Genomic DNA, 22,542 nt, shown 5'->3' with positions numbered 1-22,542 from the left:
ACACGATCGGCGGCGCGTTCCGCGCGCCATGGTGAGGTGATGTGACAAGTGGTCGCGTACTCTCCGTGCGTGACCGTCTCGCGCACCTCGGTATTCACGCCCATGGCGGCAGAGCTACCGCCGAACACCGACCTGAAGGCAATCATCGCTGATCTCGCCTCCGACGGTGTCGCCGCCCCCAAGGGCCGCGATCAGGAGAAGCTGGCAGCGATCGTCGCCGATGCCCGTGAGCACGGTATAGACCTGAATCTCGTGGTGATCCAGGGCAATCCGGGTATCGAGGCCAATCTGCGGGATGTGGCCAACGAGGTGTTCAAGGTCGAGGGCGGCACGGTCGCGGTCTTCAGCGACGACTGGATCGGCACCGCGAGCGATCAGTTCACCCGCGCCAAGCTGGAGTGGGCCGAGGATCCGGCGAAGTACCGCAACCCCGATCACACGGTCGAGGCGGTGCAGATCTTCGTGGATCGGCTCGAGCAGCCGGAGGGTCTGTCCTGGACGACCATCACGCTGATCCTGCTGGCCGGGTTGATCGCGGTGGTCGCCGGTCTGTACGTGGTGAAGTCGCGGCGCGCGACCGTCAATTCTTAGCCAGCGAGTAGCAACTGCCCGGCAACGTCTGAATTATTGCCGGGTCTCTCTGGCGTGGCTGACTCACGCTTTCCCGGAAGTGTCGTACGGTTTCGCAAGGCACTGATGGGGAAGAAGTGTCGGGAGGGCTCTCGGATTCCGATGTTTCGGAATGTAGCTACTGAGGCCCATGAGATAGAGGTCGCCCGATGACGTGCGACAACGCCACCTTCCCCGGGCCGCTGCCGGATCCAGGGAGGTGTGATGCGACAACCGGCGAAACGGCGGGGACGACCGACTCGAATCGCTGTGGAGTTGCTGGTCGTGCTGACCGCACTCGCGATCGGCATGACCACCGGCCGCGCCGTACCCCCACCGCCTCCCAATCCGAGCGATAGCGAGATCGCCGACGCGGGCGCGCAGGTCGATGCCGGAGTCGGCGAGGTCGGCACCCTCATCAACCAGGTCGCCGCCGCCGAACAGCAACTGCGCCAACTCGACGACGCGGTCGCCGCCCGCCGCGAAGCCGTCAACAAGGCGCTCGTGGACCTCCAGGTCGCCCGCACCGCCGCCGATGCCGCGGCCGCCGCGGTGATCACCTGCCAGCGCGACCTGGCCGACTCCGGCGCGCAGGTCGAGGTGGCGCACAAGGAATTCGACGAGTACGCCGCCCAGGTCTACATGCGTCCCGCGTCCAATTCCCTGCTCACCTACCTGGCCGCCCCCGACGCCGACACCGTCCTGGCCCGCGCGCAATGGCTCACCATCGCCTCCCGCAATCAGAAGGACGTCGTCGACGGCCTCCGCCGCGCCCAGGTCGACCAGGCCAACCGCACCTCGGCGGCCAAACAGGCCCAGCAGGTAGCCGACGCCGCCGCGGCCGACGCCGAACTCAAGAAAACCGAAGCCCAAAACGCCGTAGTAGCAGCCCAATCCGAACTGGACCAGCAGAACGCCGTCCGAACCACCCTTGTCGCCCAGCGAGATTCGGCCCAGCAGCGTCTGGATGCCGCCCGCGCCAACGTCGTAGGACTCCAAGGCCAGCGCGACGCCTACCTCGCCTGGGATCAGCAGCGCCTGGCCGACGAAGCCGCCGCCCGAGCCGCCGCCGCGGCGGCCGCCGCCCGCGTCTCCGTCGACCGCGCCTCCAACGACCGAGCCGCCGAAGCGGCCCAAACCCACCGCCCCCACACCGATCTCAACAACTCCGCCCCCAACCCTCGCTACGGCCAACAACCCAACCGCGCCACCGGTTCCCGTTCCGAACTGGTCGAAATAGTCGTAGACCGAGCCATGTCCCAACTGGACATCGACTACGCCTGGGGCGGCGGCGACGAAGACGGCCCCACCCTCGGCATCCGCGACGGCGGCGTAGCCGACAGCTACGGCGACTACGGCAAGGTCGGCTTCGACTGCTCCGGCCTCATGATCTACGCTTTCGCCGGCATAGGCGTCTCCCTCCCGCACTACAGCGGCTACCAATACACCATGGGCACAAGGGTTCCCGTCTCCGAACGCGAACGAGGCGACATGCTCTTCTGGGGCCCCGGCGGCTCCCAGCACGTCGCCCTCTACCTGGGCAGTGGCAAAATGGTCGAAGCCCCCCAATCCGGTGAGGTGGTCCGCGTTTCCCCCGTCCGAGAAGACGGCATCATGCCCTACGCGGTCCGTATCGCCGCCTGACCTTAGCCATGATGTGGGGAGTCGCTTCCTGGTCGTCGGAATCCGGGCGCGATCGCAGGTGCAGGCATATTTCGTCGATTGCGTGCTACCCCAGGACTTTGAGGGCGAGTTCGCGCGCGGTGTCCAATTCTGTGTCATCGCTGAACAATTCACGTCGGACGTTGCCGGCCGTGAGCAAGGCGTCGAGCTGGAAGGCATCCGCGGCGGGAGCGGTGGACCCGGCTGCGGTGAACTCGGTCTCGAGCAGATGGAGCCACTCGCGCTTGAGTTTTCGTACCGCGTCCGCCACTGGGCCTTCGCGGTGGCCGTATTCGACCGATGTCGCCGAAACGAAGCACCCGCCGGGAAAGACGCCGGCCTTCAGGTACGCCATCCAGGAGTCGATGAGTGCGCGCAGCCGGGGTGTGCCGGGCTCGCGATCCCACACGGGGGCGATGACGGTTTCCCGATAGATGCGTCGCGCTTCGGCGACGGCCGCGACCTGGATTGCCTCGCGATTGGGAAAAACCGTGAGGATCCCGCTCTTGCTCAGCCCGGTCGCTGAAGCGAGTGCGCCCACGGTGATCGCGTCGAGTCCGTGTGTGGTCGCGATCTCGGCGGCTTTGCGTGCGGCTGTGCGTCGTGTCGCGTCACCTCGCGCGCGGCGGCCGTCGGTGTGGGGTGCGGCGATCATGCGGCAACTTTATACGACCGACTGGACGTGAATCGTGGGTCTCCATTACGGTCGGACGCGGAAGAGTACGACCGAACGATCGCATAGTCAGGAGTCCGAAATGTCGGAAACGGGTGACGAGCAGCCGATCCTGGAGGACCGCATCGAGATCGATGCGCCGATCGACCGTGTCTGGGCGCTCGTCGAAGACGTTCGCCGGATGCCGAATTGGAGTCCCCAGGTGCTGTCGACGAGGTTCCGCAAGGGCTATCACGAGATCGCGGTGGGCACGCAGTTCACGAACCTCAACAGTGAATCGGGTCGAGAGTGGACGACACACGGTGAAATCGTGCGCCATACCGCCCAGCGGGAACTCGCCTTCCGAATCGAGGAGAACTGGGTGGTCTGGACGTTCCAGCTGGAGCGGACCGAGCCGGGTGGCACACTGCTCACGCAGCGCCGGGACACCCCGGACGGAATCTCGCCCCTGTCGAAGAACCTCACCGAGACGTATCTGGGCGGATACGAGGCGTTCACCGCAACCTTGCGGGCAGGAATGCGCCAGACCCTGGAGGGCATCAAGGCCGAGGCCGAGCTGTAGCGCATGCATTGGGCGGCAAGTGACGACGGCAGTCGCTGCCCGAGCCGGCGCGGATCGAGGTTCGGTAGCGGGCGCCGTCAACTGTCGGCTGGATCGCCATCGAGGGGGATGGTGTACCTGACGCCGGTGTCGGCGCAGATGACGTCTGCGAACTTGATCAGTGCCGAGATATCGCCATCGTCGAAATGTGTTGCGCTGGGGGCGATTATCTCGTTGACGCCTTCGTTGTAGGCGAGGTTCATCAGCCGGTTGATCACCGCGCCGCCGGGGCGGTCCGAATCGCCGTAGTAGAGAAGAACAATCGACCATCCGTACTGGGCGGCGAGGGCGTGGATGTTGTCCTGGTCCGCTGCCCAGGATTCTCCGGAGATGTCCTTGCGCAGGAATCCGACGACGTAGGTGGTCATGGGCGGGCTCCGAGGTATTCGCGGTAGACGGGCCGGGTGATCGAGGTATCGGGGAGGCCGGTCGCGCGGCACAGCTGCCGCATGGTCAACGCTTGGGATGGGTCGAGAATCGACAGTGCGCCAAGGACTTTCGCTTCGGATTCGGTGAATGCCACGGCTCACCACCCGTGGCTTGCGGGTATGTGGTCGCGTGGCGATTCCGCCGCCAGGCGCGCTTGGATATCGGCGACGGTGAGCCGCGGTTTGCGGGGAACGCGGTCCGCGCTCGGAAACGTGTGGGCGCAAACCAGGATCAGCACTAGCGCGAGGGCTATGGCGGCAACGATGATTTCCATGTCGGGTGTTCTCCGTTTCCCTGGAACGGCTTTGGAGTACACCCGACGCCGGGGCCTGGTGGCCGTGTCGGCGTCGGGCCATATGACGCTAAATCTGCGCGCCACAGTGGCGGTAACACTGAGGGTGTGACCTCGGGGCCGTGGTGTCAGTACGCTCGAAACCGGGGGCAACCAGCCGAAGGAATCAGGTATGGAAGAGTCACTCGGCGAACGCATCAAGCACCGGCGCGGTAGGGCGCTCACACAGGGACAGCTCGCGGAACTGGTCGGGATCAGTAAGTCGATGGTCTCCCAGATCGAGCAGGACAAGAGGACGCCGTCCATCCCGGTGCTGCAGCGGATCGCGGCGGCGCTCGACGTCGATATACGAGATCTGCTCGGTACCAAGAAGAGCCTGCCCTCGACCGATCCGGCTGCCGGAATCGTGGCGATCCGCCGGGCGCTCACGCCGGTGGATGACCTGATGCAGGGCTCGGACGAGGCACTGCAGGTGTCATTGTCGGATGCGGAGCGGACTGTCGACAGAGCGTGGGGTGCGTACTCGTTCGGGAGGTTCGAGCTGCTGGCGGGCTTGCTGCCGTCAGGGATTACTCGGGTACGGGCGGCTGCGCATGCGGCGCAGGGCAATGAAATCCCTTCGGCGCATGAGTATCTCGCGAGAATCAATTGGGTGGCGGGGTGCGCGTTGGTGCACTTCGGGCAGCCGGATCTCGCGTCCATCGCGATCCGTGACGCACTCGCCGCAGCGGAGAAAGGCAACGACGAGCTGTTGCTTGCCGCGTTGCGCGGCAGCGTTTCCTGGCAGCTCCTCGTATCGGGTCGCCATGAAGAAGCCCACGCGGTCGCGTTGCAAGCCGCCGCATCGATCGAGCCCAATGGTGCTGCATCGGAACAGAATTTGGCCGTCCATGGTGCCCTCCTATTGCAAGGCGCGACCGCAGCCGGTCGCGGCCAGCGAGTTCACGAGGCGCTTGCGCTGACCGAGGAGGCTGGAGCGGTTGCCGCACGGATCGGTCGTGACACCAAGTGGTACGAGTCGGACTTCGGGCCCAGCCAGCAGGTCATGCAGACGGTGGATATCAATATTTCGAATGAGCGATTCGCCGAGGCCATGCACGCCGCCAAGGCGATGCCCAATCGCGGCCTCGGGCTGACCCCGGTGGCTCAGGGCAGGCATCTGGTCGACAAGGCCGCCGCGGCGGTCCAACTGGGCCAGTATCAGCTCGCACTCGACCTGTTGCTGACCGCGGAGCGTGTGGTCGGCAAGGAATGGGTGCGCTATCAGACCCTGCTGCGGACAGTGGTCGGTGTTCTCCTGCAACATGATCGGCGGACCGCGCTTCGAGAATTCGCGCAGCGTGTCGGCGTGTCAGCCTGAGTGCCTTCTCATCGTGAGATAATCGCCACGAGGCAGTCGGACTCCTCGGTTGGCTCGGGTACGTCCACGCACGGCTGTTCCTCCTCGCTCGATCCGATCTTGTTTCACTGTGGCCACTGCCCCCGGTCGTCCCGGGTGGCCAGATCGCCTCATTCGCTGGCGATACGCTGTGAATATGGAACCGCCCGAGGTCACCCTCGAAAACTCTGACGCCGTGTACGACTACTACCGCGATCATCGGCAGAATCTGGTGAAGGCGAAGTTGGCGTACTGGTTGCTCGGGCGTCGCTTCCAGCCGAGGGTGGGATATGCGGTGGGAGCGCGGAAGGAGTTGCGGGATTTCATCTCCGCGGGGCGGCCGCTGGTCATCTCGATCAATCACCTGTCAGAGAAGGACCCCTACACGGTGAGCGCGGCGGCCTGGCGCAGTCCGTTGCGCCCCGTCATCGGGCACACCAGGGTGCTGGCCAAGCATGAAGTCTTCGCCGACGCCAAGATGCGGGGCACGCTCGACATGATGGGCGGTATGCCGGTTTTTCGCAGCAAGGACCATGAGAGCTACTCGGTCAACGCCGCGTCGGAACGGTTGATCGACACCTGTGCCATGGTTCTGACGCGGGGCGACAGCATCGCACTGTTCCCCGAGGGCACCTGCAACTATGTCGACCACACGCGGGTGCTCGAGCTCGGCGGCGGTATCGGGCATTTCGTCTGTCGTGCTCGCGAACGCGGTGCGGATCCGGTGCTGGTCAGTCTCGGACTCAGTTATGGCCCCCGGCCCGATCCTGCCGCCGAACTGAGCAAGGCGGATGTCCGGTCGGCCAGCTTCTATTTCGGGCGGCCGGTCGGCGAACTGCCGGCACTACCCGCCGACATCACGGACCTGGCTCGGGAGGAACTGCAGGCCGCACTCGATGGAGCAGTCGCGGCTTACTGAGCGGCACGCTCTACGAAGAAGCACACGAGCTAGGAGACAGGCTGGTTCTTCGGCCTCCGCTATCAACGAGAAAACAGGGAAAGCGTCCTGTTCTGCGTCGGGCGGTGGATCATTGGGAGTGTGCCGCCGATCAAGAGTCGCGTCGCCCGTCGCACCGCCGACCTGGCGGAACTGTATCGAGACCTGCATGCGCATCCGGAGCTGTCCTTCGCCGAGTACCGCACCGCGTCGCTGGTCGCGCGGCGCGCGAAGGCGCTGGGGTATGAGGTCACCGAGGGTGTCGGGGGGACGGGGGTGGTCGCTCGGCTGGCGAACGGCCCCGGTCCGCTGATTCTGCTGCGCGCAGACATGGACGCGCTGCCGATTCGCGAACAGACCGGTCTGCCGTATGCCTCGGTCGCCATCGATCCGGACAGCGGTCAACCGATCATGCATGCCTGCGGGCACGATATGCACACCGTCTGTCTGCTCGGCGCGCTGGATCTGCTGGCGGCGTCGCGGGATCGCTGGTCGGGGACCGTGCTGGGCGTGTTCCAGCCTGCCGAGGAGATCGGCGCCGGTGCGCAGGCGATGGTCGACGACGGGTTGTTCGAGCGCTTCGGCAAGCCGGAAATCGTGCTGGCGCAGCATGTCCTGCCGATTGCGGCGGGTACCGTGGCGACTCGCGCGGGTGCGATCCTGTCCGCCAATGACAGTCTGATGGTCACCCTGCACGGTCGCGGCGGACACGGCTCGCGTCCGGAGACGACGGTCGATCCGATCGTGCTGGCCGCGGCCACCGTCTTGCGCCTGCAGACCATCGTGTCCCGCGAGATCGCCGCGACGGAGCAGGCGGTTGTCACCGTGGGCACATTGCATGCGGGCACGAAGGAGAACATCATCGCCGAGGAGGCCCAACTCGGTCTGAGCGTTCGCACGTATTCGGCCGAGGTGCGGGCCCGCGTGCTCGAGGCGGTGCGGCGGATCGTGCGCGCCGAGGCGGAGGCCGCGGGTGCGGACCGGGCGCCGACGATCGAATACCTGACCCGACTACCCGTCACCGTGAACGATGTTGTCGCACTGGACAAGACTCGCGCCGCGCTGTGTTCCGCACTCGGGTCCGAGCGGGTGCTCGAGATGGGGGCGTTCCCCGCCAGCGAGGACGTCGGCATCCTGGCGGAGGCCGCCGGTGCGCCGTTGTCGTTCTGGTTCTTCGGCGGTGCCGATCCCGCGAAAGTCGCGGCGGCACAAGAGCGGGGGACCGTCGAGGCCGACATCCCGATGAATCACTCGCCGTACTTCGCGCCGCTCGCCGAACCCACGATCGGTTGCGGTGTCACCGCCTTGACCGCGGCGGCCATGGCCTGGCTCGAGACCGGCGACGCCTCGGTGTGACAGCAACAGACTAAATTCGGCCAATACCGCAGCCACGCGACAGCAAACTAATGGCAAATCAGTTGATTGCTCACTCAACTCGACTGTTTTGGGCCAAATTGAGCTATTTTCGGCGCGATCTCGCGGGACTCGCGCCGCGCCGCAGAGCGGACCTACGGTGCTCAATTCCTATGTCAGCTAATATCTAGCTACATAACCTCGCGGGTGAGAGACCAGCGCGGTGGAGCCGCTCGGGCTCCCTCGGAAGCCATCCATCGCGCTGGGCCGCAGTCACCCACCCTCAGCGAAACGAGTTCTCGGAAAGGATCTTTGCCGTGTCGGCAGCTGGCGGATCTCGCATGTCCATCGCACGACGTGATCTCCATAACCGTGATCATGATGTGCCGTGGCATGTTTCGGCGTTCCAGATACCGCGGAACGGCGATCACGCGGATCAGGTGGGCTGGTTACGAGAACTGCGCGCTCGCATCCTGTACGACAACGGCAGGCGCCCGGAGTTCCGCGACGCCGCGGGCTCACATGTCGACGACCAGGAATTGGACTACGGCGCATGGCATTTCATCGCCCGGCGGCATCCCCTAGGGTCGGTGCTGGGCTATATTCGCCTCTCGACTCCGGAGACGGCTGAACTGTTCCAGTCCCGCGCGCATCTGGGCGATCAGCGATACCGGCAGTTGCTCGCAACCGAAGGCGCCGATGTCGCCGAGACCTACGAACACAGCCGCCTCGTGGTCGAGCATCGAGCGCGCAAACTCGGGCTGGGCGTGTATCTGAACGCCCTCGCGATCGCCGCGGCGCACCATCTCGGAGCGAAGCTCATGATCGGCACGTCCGGAACGAAGGACGGCCAGGACCGGTTCCACGGACGGTTCGGATTCCATCCGGTCCCCGGAACACGGTGCTATGTCGAGCGATACACCGAGGATGTGGTGATCCTGCTGCATCGGACAGCCGACGGCGCGGGGGAGTACACCGATCTGGTGGCCACCCTGCGCCACCGATTCCCGGCGCTCGTGCCGGATGACCCCGCCGCCCGGTTGCCGGAGCAGCTCGAAAATCCGCCCGCGCCAGCGATTCTCACCTCGGCCGGCACCGTGGATCCCGATGTCTGGCAGCCGGTGCTGCTCGAACCCGTTCACGCCGCCGACTACGCGGCGCTGACCGCGCTGCTCGAATCGGATCAGGTCACCGCGGTGTACGACACCATCGACACCCAGCTGGCGGAGCTGATCGGTTGCCGCGAACCGGATCAGTGCTACACCGGTCCGGAACTCGAGCGCAAGATCGACGAACAACTGGCCGGTGTCGAGCCGTGGGCCTACGGCAGCTGGTTCTGGTATCCCTGGTCGGGCCGATTGGTGCATGTCCTGCCGCGCGAGGAGTTCCGGCTCGTCCGCGCCGACCGCAACCGTCCGAAACTCCAACGCCCCCAGCAACGTCGGCTGCGCGACCACCGGATCGGAATCATCGGACTGTCGGTCGGGAACAGCGCCGCCGTCACCCTGGCGCTCGAGGGCGTGGGCGGCGCGTTCCGGCTCGCCGATTTCGACGAGGTGAGCCTGTCGAATATGAACCGGCTCCGCGCGGGCGTGCACCACGTGGGCCTCGGCAAGGCGGTGCTGTGCGCGCGCCAGATGTACGAGATCGACCCGTATCTGGACATCGAGATCATCACGACCGGGCTCACCGACGACACCATGACCGAGTTCTTCCACGGCGACGGGACTCCGATCGATCTGCTCGTCGAGGAATGCGACACCCCCTACATCAAGGTCGCGGCCCGGGAATACGCACGCGCACTGGGCATTCCGGTGATCATGGACTGCAACGACCGGGGCATGCTCGACATCGAACGCTTCGACCTCGAACCCGATCGGCCGCTGCTGCACGGCCGGATCGGTGACCTGCGCGCCGCCGATCTGCACGAGCTCACCGCTCAGGCCAAGGCCGATCTCATCCTCGCGATGGTCGATCCTGAGCGCATCAGCCCCGAACTCGCCGCCTCCTTCGGGGAAATCGGCCGAACCCTCAGCAGCTGGCCGCAATTGGCCTCCGACGTGGCGCTCGGCGGTGCACTCGTCACCGCGGCCGCCCGCCGGATCCTGCTCGGAACCCCCTGCGGCTCAGGGCGATTCTATGTAGACCTCGACCACCTGATCAGTCCCGAATTCAACACCGCCACCACGAACGACGGAGTTCGCGCGTGAGGGCCCCCTGCACGGTCGATCAACCGCGTTCCTCGGCGGTTCGGACGCCGGACGCCCGTCCGCTGCCGGTGACAGTGTCGGGCTCGAGCGTTCATCTGCCCGCCACCGTGGTCACCAATACCGAACTCACCAGGACACTGGACACATCCGCCGAGTGGATCGTCAGCCGCACCGGCATCCGTGAACGCCGAAGGCTCGCACCGGAACTGGCGGTCTCGGATATGTGTGTCGCCGCTGCCCCGTCGGCGCTCGCCGATGCGGGAATCTCGCCGAGTGAACTCGACGCCGTCATCGTCGCGACCTACACCTACGACCAGCCGCTGCCATCGACAGCGCTGATGGTCAAGGAACGCATCGGCGCCCTGCGCGCATTGCCGATCGACATCACCCAGGCCGCCTGCGCGAACGGCCTGCAGGCGATACTGCTGGCCGCCCATCTGCTGCACGTCTCCGCGCACGCGGTACTGGTCATCGCCGCCGACTGCGCCTCCCGCGTCACAGATCCGGGCAACCGCACCACCGGCGTCTTCTTCGGCGACGCGGCAGCCGCCATCGTACTGACCCGCACCGAAACCCCCGACGCCGGAATTCTGTCCTGGGACTTCGGATCCCAGCTGTCCCACAGCGTGGAGATCCGCGCCGGCGGCTCCCGCCTACCGACCAGCGTGCACACCGTCGCCGCCCGAGAGCACTTCCTCCGCATGGACGGCCGCACGGTCTGGGAGACAGCCACGAGCCGCCTCCCGCACAGCATCCGCACCGCCGCCGCCCGCGCCGCCCTCGCCGTCACCGAGATCGACCACTTCTTCCTGCACCAGGCCAACCTCAACATCCTCACCGCCGCCATGACCGACCTCGGCGTACCGATGCGACGGGCCCCGATCACCCTGGACACACTCGGCAACACCGGCTCCGCCGGCGTCTTCACCGCATTGCATCAGGCCCGCGCCGAACACCGCATCCACCCCGGAGACACCTTCCTCCTCTCCGCCATCGGAGCCGGATTCCAATGGGGCACAATCTGTTTCCGCCAAGGGAGCTGAAAGCGCTCCGCTGAACCGTCCAACGGCCGTGTTGACCGACCCACGTGGCGTGACCTGCGTTCAACCGGTGGTGCAAGTCCGGACCGCCAGAGAATCGGGTCCGACTGCGTCAGTGGGGTGGGTCGGTGGGTTCGTCCGCCAGGCTGCAGATCGCTTTCTCGAGGTAGAAGCGCAGTTGCTCTGGTGCTGCGGCCTCGATCGCGCGTGTATGGAGGGTGCCTCGCAGGAGCGTGACGCCCAGTACCAGGCTCGCGATCAGTTCAGCACGTAACTCGGCGTCCGTGCCTGATAGCTGCGCCGCGAGTCCGTCGTTGAAATCGATGTGCAGGCGGTCGCGCAGCAATCGCACGGCCTCGTCATGGCTGGCCGAATGCAACAGCAGTGTCAGCTGATCGATCGACGTGGAGTCGGACGCGGTGGTGAGGTGATCGAGGATGACGCGAACGCTCTGGTCGAGCGAGTCGCACTGCCGTACATCGATGCCGCCACGGTGGCGAACGGCTTCCTCGAACAAGGCGTCCTTGGTGCCGAAATACCGGTACACCAGTGCGGGATCGACACCGGCGTCGTGTGCGACGTCGCGTACCGAGGTGCGGTCGTACCCGTAGTGCGCGAGCCGGTCCACCGCCGCCGCCAGCAGGTCGGAGCGCGTCCTTCCGGCATTGCGGCGTCGGGGCGGATCCTTGTCGGCCATGTGATCCAGCACAAGTCACACTCCGTTGACTTGCAGCTACTCGATAGCTACTTGAATTAAGTCACCCATCGGTGACTTGAGGAGTACGAAAAGGAGCGTCACTATGCCCGGATTCGTCGACAACAGCCTCCAGGTGGGAATCACCCCGCGCGACCTGAGGCGAAGCATGCACTTCTATCGAGAAGTCCTGGGCGTGAACTACGAAGTCCCGCTGGTCACCTCGGGAATCGTGTTGCATCGCTTCCGGATCGGCGCTGCGGTCCTGAAACTCGCCGAAGGTATCTCTGCCCCGGCCCACAATCCTGCCGGCGGCCCGCCCGCCGCAACCGGGTTGCGCTGGGTCAGCGTCGACGTCGATGATCTCCAGGCGATCGTCGAACGCCTGGCTACCGTCGAGACCTCGTTTGTCACGCCGATCATGGCCGACGAGAGCGGAACCCGATTCGCGATCATAGAAGACCCCGACGGCATCTGGATCGAACTCATTCAACAAGTTCAATCGCACTGACTCCCCGTGCCTTCACAACCGCTCGTGAACGAGAAAGGCACGTGGTGGGTGGTGCCGCGTGTGCCTGCTCAGGTGAGGTAGACGGCCACGCCGGCTGTTGTGACACACAGCGCGGCCAACAGCTGCAGAGTACGGTCGCCCAGCACGATCTCCTCGGGTTCACCGGCTGCGCCGCGATCGACGTCGACCGCGTAACGCAGGATGCAGATCGTGAAGGGAACCATCGAGATCGCGAACCACGGATTGTTCTCGTGGTCGGCCTCGAACGCCCACAGCCCGTAGAAGATCACGACCGCGGTGCCCGACAGGGTCCAGACGAAGCGCAGATAGGTGGGCGTGTAGTACTGCAGCGACTTGCGAATCTTGGCACCGGTATCGAGCGCGATCTTCAACTCGGCGTAGCGTTTGCCCGCGGCCATGAACAGCGAGCCGAAGGCCGCGATCAGCAGGAACCATTGCGACAGAGGGATACTCGCCGCCGCGCCACCGGCGATCGCGCGCAACAGGAAGCCCGAGGACACGATGCAGACGTCGAGCACCGCCTGATGTTTGAGACCGAAACAGTAGGCCAGCTGGATGCCGATGTAGGCAGCCATCACCACGGCCAATTGCCATGTCGCCACGAACGAGATCAGGATCGAGGCGGTCAGCAGCACCACCGCCAGCGCGTAGGCCAGACGCACCGGAACCACGCCGGCGGCAATCGGGCGGAAGCGTTTGGTCGGATGCGCTCGGTCGGCCTCCACGTCGAGCGAGTCGTTGACCAGATAGATACCCGACGCTGCCAGGCAGAACGCCACGAATGCGATGCCGATGTACAGATCGCGGGTGAGATCTGAGATGGCAAAGGTGTCGGTGCTCGGAATCGTGCCCGCGGCCAGCGGCGCGGCCAGCACCAGGACGTTCTTCACCCACTGGCGGGGCCGCACGGCTTTGACCAGGCCGCCGGCCAGGGTCTTGGGAGGTCCGGTGAAGACGGCCTCGTCGAGTTCGATGGTGGTCGGCTCTTCGCTCATATCAACCTGACTGCTCCGTGTGGCGGCGCACGAATCTCGTTCTGCGCCTGGCGCTGTGCTTCGACGGCCTCAGGATTATGTCGACCCACCACACCGCCGACCACATACTTCCAAACACCAGCCCGTATGTCTCTGGACAATCCATTTCCAGTGTCCGACAGTCCATGTGGATTGATGACGTGGCAGCCTGGTCGGCCCAGCGTCCTGCCTACGCCGCCTACAAGCCTGTTCGGACGGGGCCATGCCCGGCGCACGCGCTCTGACACCCGACTGAGTCGGGCATACAACTCAGACCGGGCAAACAGCTGCTGCGCTTCCGTTTGTCTCGCCGGTCGCTCACGAGGATCGCCAACTCGCTATGAACCGCTCGGCTGTCTCAGCGGAGATCTCCTCGTGAGGCTCGTCCGTCCCGGGGTTGTAGCGGCGGAGATATTCGGTTGGGCCCCAGGTGAAGTCCCTGCCGAGCGCTTCGTCGGTCGGGATCGGCCGGGTGGCGATTCGGCGTACAAGCCCGGTGAACCGGCGGGCACGCACCCCATCGGGGTAGCCTCGCTCATCGTCGATCAATGCGAAGTAGCGCACTGCGGGTTCGTTGCCGTCTGTCATGGGTGTTGTCCTTCAACGAGATTCGTGGCTGTCGACGGTGGAATCGTGTTGCTACCAGGCTGACTCGGCCAATTGCTGTGCCAGTGTCGTCGATGTAGCCAGGGTCTGATCAAGACCACTCGCCATGCCCGCCATCCTAACCACACCGGCTCGGTGGGTTGTGGAAACGTCTGTGCCGCAGCGGTTTCGGCTGGTTCAGTCGGTGGTGAGGTCTCGGCGGGAGAGGCGGATTGTTCCGAGTACGAAGACTGTTGCGGCGATCAGGGCGAAGTAGGCGAGGGCGCCGGTGGGGCTGCCGAAGGCGGGGCGGATGGTGGGGTATTGGCCGGCGCCGAGTTCGCCGTTCTTGAAGGGCATCCACTGCTGGACGATGTTGGCGATCTTCAGGGGGAGCATGGCGGAGAAGGTTTCTATGCCGAACTTCCAGAGCAGGATCGCGCCGACCACGACGCCGGGGCGGGGGATCAGGGCGGCCAGGCCGAGACCGAGGGTGGTGACGGCGAAGGCGAAGAACGGGAGTGCCCACAGCAGGCGGAGTCCGGGTGGGGAGGTGAGGTCGACCCGGCCCCACACGTCGGGGAAGACGGTGGGGAAGCCGGCCAGGAGGATGAGGGTGGTGGCCAGGGTGGCCGTGGCGGCGACGAGGCCGAAGACGATCAGTTTCGCGGTGGGCAGCAGCCAGCGGCGGGGCTGGGTGGTGTACGCCAATTCAGCTGTGGCGTACTTGAATTCGTTGCTGAGCGAGGAGACGCCCGCGGACATGAGGATGATCGTCGAGAAGACCATCACCCAGTAGCCGGCGTTGTTGGTGTCCATGCCGCCCGCGCCGTTGACCTTGTTCATCCGGGTGGCCAACGCCAGGCTCGCATTCAGGGCGACCGGCAGCAGGATGGCGATCGGGACGATCGCGAGCCACAGCGGGTCGCGCCAGGAGAGCTTGGCCCACTCGCTGCGAACCGCTCGGATCAGATGTGTTGTCGTGGTCACTGTTTCGCCTCACCGGCACCGGCGTATTCGACGCTGCCGCGCGTGATGTTCAGGTAGGCGGATTCGAGGGGGCGCGGGCCGGATCCGAGCGCGACGGTTTCGTCGCGGTCGGCATCGGACAGGATCCGCCCGCGGCCAATGATCACGATGCGATCGGCGGTGATGTCGACCTCGGTCAGATTGTGGGAGGCGACGAGCAGGGTGCGCCCGCGCCGGGCCAGTCCGGTCAGGAGTTCGCGCAGCCACAGGATGCCGTCGACATCGAGGCCGTTGTCCGGTTCGTCGAGGACGATGGTTTCCGGATCGCCCAGCAGCGCGGTCGCGATGCCGAGCCGCTGCAGCATGCCGAGCGAAAAACGCCCCACCAGACGGTCTTTCACCTCGGACAGGCCCACGCGCGCGAGCACCTCCTCGACGTCGGTGACGGGGATGCCGCCCAGGCGCGCCTGCCAGGTCAGATGCTGTTTCGCCGTGTGCCTCGGGTTCCGGGCGAAGGTGTCGAGGTTGAAGCGAACCGCCCGCATGGTGTGGGTGAGTTCGCGCAGCGGCCGGTCGTTGATCCGCACCGTGCCCGCATCGGGTGCGGTGAGCCCGGCGATCATGCGCATGGTCGTGGATTTGCCCGCGCCGTTGGGCCCGAGCAGGTAGGTGATCGAGCCTCCGGCGGCGTCGAAACTGACCTCGCTGACCGCGACCTTGTCACCGAATCGCTTGGATATGCCGGAAACCTGGATCATCGGTGATCGCGTCATCGACCGTGGATCAGTATCCGAAGTCGGGGTTGCCGGTGCAGCCGCCCATGGCCGCGCAGGTGGCCTTCCAGTCGACCTTCCACAGGCCGTCCTCGCGGATGTAGCTGTAGCTGCCGCTCGAGGCCGGGAAGCCCGCCATCACCCCGGACATGCCCGCGGTCATGGTGTTGCCGGTGATGTTCTTCGTGGTCGCGCGCAGCTGAATGGACAGGAAGTCGTACATCCCGCCCTGGGACAGAATGCCCTGCAGCGCCGGGCCGACGGTCGAGCCGTGGTAGCTGACCTCCTGTTTCGCGCTGATCGGCAGGTTCGGGTTCCACAGCGCCGCGAACTGCCCGGCGATCGCGTCGAGGGACGGATCCGCGTCCCGGAGATAGAGATCCGCGACGACCGCGTCCCGGACCGAGCGGTCCGCGTGCGCGGGAGCGGCGATGCCGACCGTGAGGAGCACGGCCATGCCCAGGGTGGCGAACACTCCGGCGATTGTCTTCATGACACTTCCTCCGCGGGCTTTCGGGACGGTCGCAGCTCGGCTACCTGCGATAGCGTCCAGTACGCTACGTCGCGGTATTAGGTTAGTCAAACCTAAGTATCTCGCGGGCGACCCGGTGCCCGGATTCCGCGGCGCCGTCCATATACCCGGCCCAGCGCGTAGCGGTCTCGGTGCCCGCCCAGTGCAGCGGACCGACCGGTGCGCGCAGGGCGGGGCCGAACCGGGTGAGGGCGCCGGGTGTGGTGAACGCGCCGTAGCACCCGCGACTGAATTCCTCTTCGGCCCAATCTCTTTCGATGAAGGCGATGGGTTCGCGCGCCTGCGGTCCGAAGTACCCCGCCAGGTCGTCCAATACCCGGGCGCGGCGGTCGGCGGCGGACAGTCGGGAACCGATATCGGCGTGGCGGCCTTCGAAGAAGCCGACGAGCACGCCGGGCGAATTCTCGGGCAGTGTGTTGTCGAAGACGGTGCCCAGCGCGCGCTGGTCGCTGTTGGCCTGACCGCTCAAACCCGCACGGCGCCAGAACGGTTCGTCGTAGACGACATTGAACTTGATGACCCGGCCCATCGGCATGCGCTGGATGAGCTGGTCGCGATCACCCGGCAGCCCGGGGGAGTAGCGGATGCGGGCGGCGAGCGGTGGCGGCACGGCGACGACGGCGTGACGGGCGCGCACCGTCAGCGCGCCCGCGCTCACCCTGACTCCCGCTGCGTCCCAATCGATATCGGTGACCGGCGCGTCGAGGACGACCCGGTCTCCGAGCTCCTCGGCCAACCGCACCGCGATGGTCTGCGAGCCCCCGGCGATGCGGTCCTGCTGTGCGCCGCCCCGGGTGTTGATCAGCGCGTCGACCCCGCCCGCGGCATTGATGTAGAACGCCGCCCACAGTGCGGAAAGGTCTTCCGGTTCGGCGGAGAAGACGGCCTCGGTGATCACCCGGAGAAAGCTGCGTCCCCCATCGGTGTGCCCGGCGCGTTGCAGCCAGCTGGCGAAGGTCTGCGCGTCGAGCTCGGCCGCGCGCTCGGCCCGCCAGGGTTCGGTGGTCGGCACCCGGCGGGCGAGCCGGTCCAGCCGCCATTGCAGTTGGGCGAAGTCGGCCAGCGCCACGGGGTTCAGCTTGGGAATGCGACCCAGGTATTCCGAACGCCCCGTGCCGATTTCGGCGATATGGCGGCCCTCGTCGTAGGTGGGGAAGGTTTTCAGGCCGAGTTCGTCGATCAACGCCTGAATTCTGTCCTGCCCCGGCCCGACCCACTGGCCACCGACCTCGATGGGTGCGCCGCCGGGCAACTCCTCGTTCAGCAGCCGCCCGCCGACGCGATCGCGCGCCTCGAGGACGAGCACCTCGGCCCCGCCGCGGGCGAGATCCCGGGCGGCGACCAGGCCCGCGATTCCGGCCCCGATCACGACGACTTCCACTGACTTCTCCATGGCAACCGGCTTTCATACAACGTGTATCTGACATACAGACTGTATGTGATATTCATTCTGTATGGAATCCTTTCGCGGGAGGTATGCGGAGAACACCCGGCAGGCCCTGCTCGAAGCCGCCGGCCGCCTGTTCGCCGAACGCGACTACGCCGACCTGGCCGCGGAGGAACTGGTCCGTGCCGCCGGGTTGACCCGCGGCGCGCTCTACCACCACTTCGACGGTAAGCGCGGCCTCTTCGAGGCGGTGGTCGATGACTTGGAAAGCCGTGCGGCGCAACGCATTCGCGCGGCCATCGAATCGGCGTCCGAACCCTTCGACCGGGTCGACCGGGGTGTGGCGGAGTTCCTCGACATCTGCGCCGAACCGGGATATCGCCACATCGTCCTGCTCCAGGGGCCGATCGGCCTGGGCTGGCAGCGCTGGCGTGAGCTGGACCAGCGCCATCTCGGCGGCCTGATCGTCGACGCGGTACGGACCCTGCTGGAAGCGGGCCTGATCCGCACCCATCCCGCCGAGCTCATCGCGGCCGCCTTCTACGGCGCGCTCACCGAACTGTCCCTGCACATCACCGAGAACGACGATCCGCGGCAGGCTCGCGCGCAGGCGCAGCGCCTCGTACACGACCTCCTGGGCGGATTGGCCCTGTCGCCGGGAAGCTAGGTAAGGCAAACCTTTGTTGGTGGGTTAGTCTGATGGCAGAGATATCAGGCCCGCCAACGATCGGCGGGTGGCGCACAAGGAGTGAAAGCGGCACATGGAGCCAGCACAGGGTATGGGTGACGGATCGGCTCGTTCGGCGGGCACCCGGGCCGGTTCGCTGATCGGTCCGGGCGAGATCCGCGAGGCGATCGCCGCGCAGCTGGGAATTCCCGCCGCCGAGATCGCCGATGACGCCGACCTGATCCAGCTGGGCCTGGACTCCATCCGGACCATGAAACTCGCGGGCGGATGGCGCAAGCGCGGCGCCGATATCAACTTCGCGCAGCTCGCACAGTCGCCGACCGTCGCCGAGTGGGCGAACCTGCTCGGGGGGCCGGAAGCCGCCGCCCCCGTCGCCGAGCCGGAAAATACCGTCACCCAACAGGATTCGCCGCCGTCGGCACCCGCGGACGACGCCGAGTTCGAGCCGTTCCCGATGGCGACCATGCAGCACGCCTACTGGATCGGCCGCGCCGACGAACAGGATCTCGGTGGCGTCGCCGCGCACCTCTACGTCGAATTCGACGGTGCCGGAGTCGATCCGGTGCGGTTCGAGCAGGCGGCCGACGCACTGGTCGCCGCGCACCCCATGCTGCGCACCCGATTCCTACCCGACGGCACCCAGCAGACGATGAACGCGCCGGGTCGCCCGACCTACCAGCTGGTCGATCTGCGGGACCGGTCCGAGGCCGAGGCCGGCAACGAGCTGGAACGACTGCGCGAGGAGAAGACTCACCAGCGCTTGGCCATCGAGGACGGCCAGGTGCTCGACATCGCCCTGACCCTGCTGCCGGACGGTCGCACCCGCCTGCACCTCGATGTGGACATGCTCGCCGGTGACGCGATGAGCTACCGGGTGCTGATCTCGGATCTGGCCGAGCTCTACCACGGCGGCATGCTGACACCGGAGAGCTACAGCTACCGGCGCTACCGCACCGAGCGCACCGCCGATGCGCAGGCGCGCGAACGCGACCGCGCCTGGTGGCAGGACCGGCTCACCGAAATGCCTTCTGCCCCGGAACTTCCCACCATTCCGGTGTCGGAGCGCACCGACCCGCACCGCACCGTGCGCTACAACTACTGGCTCGAGGCCGAGGCCAAACAGCGCCTGCTGGACGCGGCGCACGCGCGCGGCATCACCCCGGCCATGGCCCTGGCGGCCGTCTTCGCCGACACCATCGGCGGCTGGTCGGCGCAGAGCCGCTTCCTGCTGAATGTGCCGCTGTTCCACCGGGAACCGGTCTCCACCGATATCGATCGGGTGATCGGCGACTTCACCTCCTCGATCATGCTCGAGGTCGACGTCTCCGCCGATGTGACCGTGGCCGACCGCGCCCGCCAGCTGCAGCGCACCATGCACGAAAGCGCTTCGCACACTGCCTATTCCGGCCTCGAGGTGCTGCGCGACCTGGGCCGTTACCGGGGTGAGCCGGTGCTCGCGCCCGTGGTCTACACGAGTGCGCTGAACCTGGGTGAGCTGTTCGCCGACTCGGTGACCGACACCTTCGGCGAGCCGGTCTGGATCATCTCGCAGGGACCGCAGGTGCTGCTGGACGCACAGGTGACCGAGGTGCGCGGCGGCCTGCTGCTGAACTGGGACGTCCGTGAGTCGGCATTCCCCGAGGGCATGGTCGCCGATATGTTCGCCACCTACACCGCGGCCGTCGCGCGTCTGGCCGACGAGTCCGGCTGGGCGGCCGAAGCGGCGGTGCGACTGCCGTTGGAACAGAGCAAGGTTCGCGCGGCGGTGAACGCCACCGACGGCCCGGTCTCCGGGCGCGCCCTGCACACCGGACTGTTCGAGCACGCCGCGAGCACGCCGGACTCCCCGGCGGTGGTGTGGACCATCGACGGTGTCGACGGTGGCTGGAGCTACCGTGAACTGGCCGACCAGGCCCTCGCGGTCGCGGGCGAGCTGCGCGCCGCGGGCGTGGTGCCGGGCGATACCGTCGCCGTGCAGCTCCCCAAGGGGCCGGAGCAGATTCTCGCCGTCGCGGGCGTGCTGGCGGCGGGCGCGACCTACGTGCCGATCGGATTCGACCAGCCGGTGAAGCGGCGGGCGGAGATCCTGCGCACCGGTGAGGTGGTGGCCGCCCTGGTCGCGGACGGCCGCGATATGGGTGACGCGCAGGTGCGGTGTATTCCGCTGTCGCAGGCGCGCATGCATGCCGAACCGCTGGCGGAGCCGGTGCTCCCGGATCCGTCGTCGATCGCGTACGTGCTGTTCACCTCCGGCTCCACCGGCGTCCCCAAGGGCGTCGACGTCCCGCATAGCGGCGCGATGAACACCATCGACGCGGTCAACATCTGGTTCGACGTCGATCACCGGGACCGCGTATTGGCCCTGTCCGCCTTGGAATTCGATGCCTCGGTGTACGACATCTTCGGCATGTTCGCCGTCGGCGGCTCGATCGTCTCGGTGACCGCCCGCCAGCGGGAGGAGGCCACCAGCTGGGTGGAACTGCTGCGCGCGCACCGGGTGTCGATCCTCAACTGCGTGCCCAGCATGCTGGACATGATCCTGGAGATCGGCGGCGACACCCTCGGCGATTCCCTGCGCGCGGTGACCCTCGGCGGCGACTGGGTGGGTGCGGATCTGGCCCGCCGGTTGGCGAAACAGGTTCCCGGCGCTCGCTTCTCGGGTCTGGGCGGGGCCACCGAGACCTCGATCCACAACACCATCTGCGAGGTCTCGGATCCGCCCGCGCACTGGCGCACGGTGCCGTTCGGCGTCCCGCTGCGCAATGTGCGCTGCCGCGTGGTGAGTTCGGCCGGGCGGGACTGCCCGGACTGGGTGCCCGGCGAATTCTGGGTCGGCGGCGCGAATGTCGCCGCCGGTTACCGCAACGATCCGGAGAAGACCGCCGAGCGGTTCGTCGAATACCAGGGCCTGCGCTGGTACCGCACCGGTGACATGGCCCGGTACTGGCCGGACGGCACCATCGAATTCCTCGGTCGCGCAGACCATCAGGTGCAGATCCGCGGGTACCGGGTGGAGCTCGGTGAGGTCGAGAGTGCGCTGCGCGCCGCCCCGGGTGTCCGGCACGCCGTCGCGGCGATCGTCGGGACGAGTGCGCCGCGCCTGGTGGCCGCCGTGGCCGGATTCGACGGCACCGCGGACGAACTGCTCGCCACGCTCCCGGATGTGCTGCCCGGCTACATGATTCCCACGCGCGTGGAACTGCTGGAGCAGATGCCGTTGACCGCCAACGGGAAACTCGACCGCCGCGCGGTGACCGCGCTGCTCGCACCGTCGGCGTCCGACGATCTGGATGCCGAACCGCGCACCGACCTGGAACGCGCCCTGTGTGCGATCGTGGCCGAGGTGCTGAACGTCGAGCGGATCGGCCCGAACGACGACTTCTTCAGCGCGGGTGGTGATTCGGTGCTCGCGACCACCACGGTCGCGCGGGTGCGGGAGTGGCTCGATGTCGATCACGCCCTCGTGGGCGATCTGTTGATCGGCCGCACGGTGGCGGTACTGGCCCAGCGTCTGCTGGCCCGCGAAACCGAACTGGGACATCCGGATCGGCTCGAAGCGGTCGCGCAGCTGTACCTGGATATCGCCGCGATGACCGACGAGCAGGTGTTGGCGGTCGAATAATCGGTGCCGGGACACAGCAGAACGGCCCGCCGATTCGGCGGGCCGTTCGCGCTGATCTCCGCCCGCGCGGCGAAGATCACATTCTCGAACTCAGCAGGACGCGCCCACGAAATTCGCGATGGTGCAGGTCGATTCGCGGCTGAACTTCCACTTCCCGTCGATGAGCTTCCAGGTGACGTCGAAGGTCCACGGCTCGTATCCGTCGGTGGCGGTGTAGAGCACGGCGGAGGTGACGTCGCCGTTCTGGGTGACCGGACCGGTCACGTCCCAGCGCCAGCTGGCGGGGGCGATCGAGATCAGCATGGCCGCGCGGTCGAAGGCGGGCAGGCCGGACTCGCCGCCTTCCAGCTCGGCGGCGCGTGCGGCACGGGAGGCGTTGGCGTTGAACGCGACTGCCAGGCCCGAGCGCAGTTCGCCGGTGCTGGGAGCTTGCGCGCGCATGGGGGAGAAGGCCGGGGCGGCGTTCGCGACGGTCGCGGTGGTCACCGAACCGACGGTTCCCAGCACTGCCGCGGCGGCGAAGGCGAGGGCGCCGAAACGAATTCTCTTACTGCTCATCTGGG

The 22,542-nt window shown here is 66.6% G+C and carries 20 protein-coding genes and 1 pseudogene; 11 read left to right on the top strand and 10 right to left on the bottom strand.

Going from position 1 to position 22,542, the window contains the following annotated elements:
• Nucleotides 1-69 precede the first annotated feature (69 nt).
• Both JK358_RS22880 and JK358_RS22875 read left to right on the top strand, forming a co-directional pair.
• On the top strand, nucleotides 70-591 hold the full coding sequence (locus JK358_RS22880) for an Rv1476 family membrane protein (RefSeq protein WP_201950052.1): 522 nt from the start codon (nucleotides 70-72) through the stop codon (nucleotides 589-591).
• Nucleotides 592-834: 243 nt separating this feature from the next.
• Nucleotides 835-2,253 (top strand): NlpC/P60 family protein, encoded by a 1,419-nt coding sequence (locus JK358_RS22875; RefSeq protein WP_201950050.1) that lies wholly within the window; start codon nucleotides 835-837, stop codon nucleotides 2,251-2,253.
• Between the two features lie 85 nt (nucleotides 2,254-2,338).
• On the opposite strand, the gene JK358_RS22870 is transcribed toward JK358_RS22875, so the two are convergent.
• Nucleotides 2,339-2,926 (bottom strand): TetR/AcrR family transcriptional regulator, encoded by a 588-nt coding sequence (locus JK358_RS22870; RefSeq protein WP_201950047.1) that lies wholly within the window; start codon nucleotides 2,924-2,926, stop codon nucleotides 2,339-2,341.
• Nucleotides 2,927-3,026: 100 nt separating this feature from the next.
• On the opposite strand from JK358_RS22870, the gene JK358_RS22865 reads away from it, so the two are divergent.
• Nucleotides 3,027-3,506 (top strand): SRPBCC family protein, encoded by a 480-nt coding sequence (locus JK358_RS22865; protein WP_201950046.1) that lies wholly within the window; start codon nucleotides 3,027-3,029, stop codon nucleotides 3,504-3,506.
• Nucleotides 3,507-3,583: 77 nt separating this feature from the next.
• Here the strand turns inward: JK358_RS22865 and JK358_RS22860 are convergent, their stop codons facing one another.
• On the bottom strand, nucleotides 3,584-3,913 hold the full coding sequence (locus JK358_RS22860; protein ID WP_201950045.1) for a hypothetical protein: 330 nt from the start codon (nucleotides 3,911-3,913) through the stop codon (nucleotides 3,584-3,586).
• Nucleotides 3,910-4,068 (bottom strand): hypothetical protein, encoded by a 159-nt coding sequence (locus tag JK358_RS22855; protein WP_201950043.1) that lies wholly within the window; start codon nucleotides 4,066-4,068, stop codon nucleotides 3,910-3,912. The genes JK358_RS22860 and JK358_RS22855 overlap by 4 nt, the downstream gene beginning before the upstream one ends.
• Before the next feature lie 370 nt (nucleotides 4,069-4,438).
• Between JK358_RS22855 and JK358_RS22850 the strand changes: the two genes are divergently transcribed.
• From JK358_RS22850 to JK358_RS22830, 5 genes are all read left to right on the top strand, one after another.
• Nucleotides 4,439-5,626 (top strand): helix-turn-helix domain-containing protein, encoded by a 1,188-nt coding sequence (locus JK358_RS22850; protein ID WP_201950041.1) that lies wholly within the window; start codon nucleotides 4,439-4,441, stop codon nucleotides 5,624-5,626.
• Between the two features lie 175 nt (nucleotides 5,627-5,801).
• The gene (locus tag JK358_RS22845; protein WP_201950039.1) at nucleotides 5,802-6,563 is read left to right on the top strand and encodes a lysophospholipid acyltransferase family protein; all 762 of its coding nucleotides are present in this window, start codon (nucleotides 5,802-5,804) and stop codon (nucleotides 6,561-6,563) included.
• Nucleotides 6,564-6,683: 120 nt separating this feature from the next.
• Entirely contained in the window at nucleotides 6,684-7,937 is a 1,254-nt protein-coding gene (locus tag JK358_RS22840; RefSeq protein ID WP_201950037.1) for an amidohydrolase, read from the top strand.
• Between the two features lie 338 nt (nucleotides 7,938-8,275).
• Nucleotides 8,276-10,144 (top strand): ThiF family adenylyltransferase, encoded by a 1,869-nt coding sequence (locus JK358_RS22835; protein ID WP_201950035.1) that lies wholly within the window; start codon nucleotides 8,276-8,278, stop codon nucleotides 10,142-10,144.
• Entirely contained in the window at nucleotides 10,141-11,187 is a 1,047-nt protein-coding gene (locus JK358_RS22830; protein ID WP_201950028.1) for a 3-oxoacyl-ACP synthase III family protein, read from the top strand. The genes JK358_RS22835 and JK358_RS22830 overlap by 4 nt, the downstream gene beginning before the upstream one ends.
• A gap of 109 nt (nucleotides 11,188-11,296) precedes the next feature.
• Here the strand turns inward: JK358_RS22830 and JK358_RS22825 are convergent, their stop codons facing one another.
• The gene (locus JK358_RS22825) at nucleotides 11,297-11,893 is read right to left on the bottom strand and encodes a TetR/AcrR family transcriptional regulator (RefSeq protein WP_201950026.1); all 597 of its coding nucleotides are present in this window, start codon (nucleotides 11,891-11,893) and stop codon (nucleotides 11,297-11,299) included.
• A 91-nt stretch (nucleotides 11,894-11,984) separates the two neighbouring features.
• Between JK358_RS22825 and JK358_RS22820 the strand changes: the two genes are divergently transcribed.
• Nucleotides 11,985-12,389 (top strand): VOC family protein, encoded by a 405-nt coding sequence (locus JK358_RS22820; protein WP_201950024.1) that lies wholly within the window; start codon nucleotides 11,985-11,987, stop codon nucleotides 12,387-12,389.
• Between the two features lie 68 nt (nucleotides 12,390-12,457).
• Here the strand turns inward: JK358_RS22820 and JK358_RS22815 are convergent.
• The 5 genes and pseudogenes from JK358_RS22815 to JK358_RS22795 form a co-directional block, all read right to left on the bottom strand.
• Nucleotides 12,458-13,408 (bottom strand): annotated as a pseudogene (locus tag JK358_RS22815) (decaprenyl-phosphate phosphoribosyltransferase); the annotation flags it as partial.
• Between the two features lie 798 nt (nucleotides 13,409-14,206).
• Nucleotides 14,207-14,998, bottom strand: coding sequence for an ABC transporter permease (locus tag JK358_RS22810; protein ID WP_307817679.1), 792 nt, complete (start codon nucleotides 14,996-14,998; stop codon nucleotides 14,207-14,209).
• Entirely contained in the window at nucleotides 14,995-15,750 is a 756-nt protein-coding gene (locus JK358_RS22805; protein ID WP_232851686.1) for an ABC transporter ATP-binding protein, read from the bottom strand. The genes JK358_RS22810 and JK358_RS22805 overlap by 4 nt, the downstream gene beginning before the upstream one ends.
• Before the next feature lie 10 nt (nucleotides 15,751-15,760).
• The gene (locus JK358_RS22800) at nucleotides 15,761-16,243 is read right to left on the bottom strand and encodes an MTB12 C-terminal domain-containing protein (protein ID WP_201950019.1); all 483 of its coding nucleotides are present in this window, start codon (nucleotides 16,241-16,243) and stop codon (nucleotides 15,761-15,763) included.
• An 82-nt stretch (nucleotides 16,244-16,325) separates the two neighbouring features.
• The gene (locus JK358_RS22795) at nucleotides 16,326-17,675 is read right to left on the bottom strand and encodes a flavin monoamine oxidase family protein (RefSeq protein ID WP_201950015.1); all 1,350 of its coding nucleotides are present in this window, start codon (nucleotides 17,673-17,675) and stop codon (nucleotides 16,326-16,328) included.
• A 61-nt stretch (nucleotides 17,676-17,736) separates the two neighbouring features.
• Here JK358_RS22795 and JK358_RS22790 point away from each other — a divergent pair, with 61 nt between their 5' ends.
• The gene (locus tag JK358_RS22790; RefSeq protein ID WP_201950013.1) at nucleotides 17,737-18,336 is read left to right on the top strand and encodes a TetR/AcrR family transcriptional regulator; all 600 of its coding nucleotides are present in this window, start codon (nucleotides 17,737-17,739) and stop codon (nucleotides 18,334-18,336) included.
• Nucleotides 18,337-18,448: 112 nt separating this feature from the next.
• On the top strand, nucleotides 18,449-21,979 hold the full coding sequence (locus tag JK358_RS22785) for a non-ribosomal peptide synthetase (protein WP_201950278.1): 3,531 nt from the start codon (nucleotides 18,449-18,451) through the stop codon (nucleotides 21,977-21,979).
• Nucleotides 21,980-22,069: 90 nt separating this feature from the next.
• On the opposite strand, the gene JK358_RS22780 is transcribed toward JK358_RS22785, so the two are convergent.
• Nucleotides 22,070-22,537, bottom strand: coding sequence for an MTB12 C-terminal domain-containing protein (locus tag JK358_RS22780; protein WP_201950011.1), 468 nt, complete (start codon nucleotides 22,535-22,537; stop codon nucleotides 22,070-22,072).
• Between the last annotated feature and the right edge of the window lie 5 nt (nucleotides 22,538-22,542).

The sequence above is a fragment of the Nocardia acididurans genome (assembly GCF_016741815.1).
In the GTDB taxonomy this organism is placed as follows: domain Bacteria; phylum Actinomycetota; class Actinomycetes; order Mycobacteriales; family Mycobacteriaceae; genus Nocardia; species Nocardia acididurans.
The sequence above is the reverse complement of the archived record's forward strand: the minus strand, read 5'-3'. Positions and strand labels throughout refer to the sequence as shown.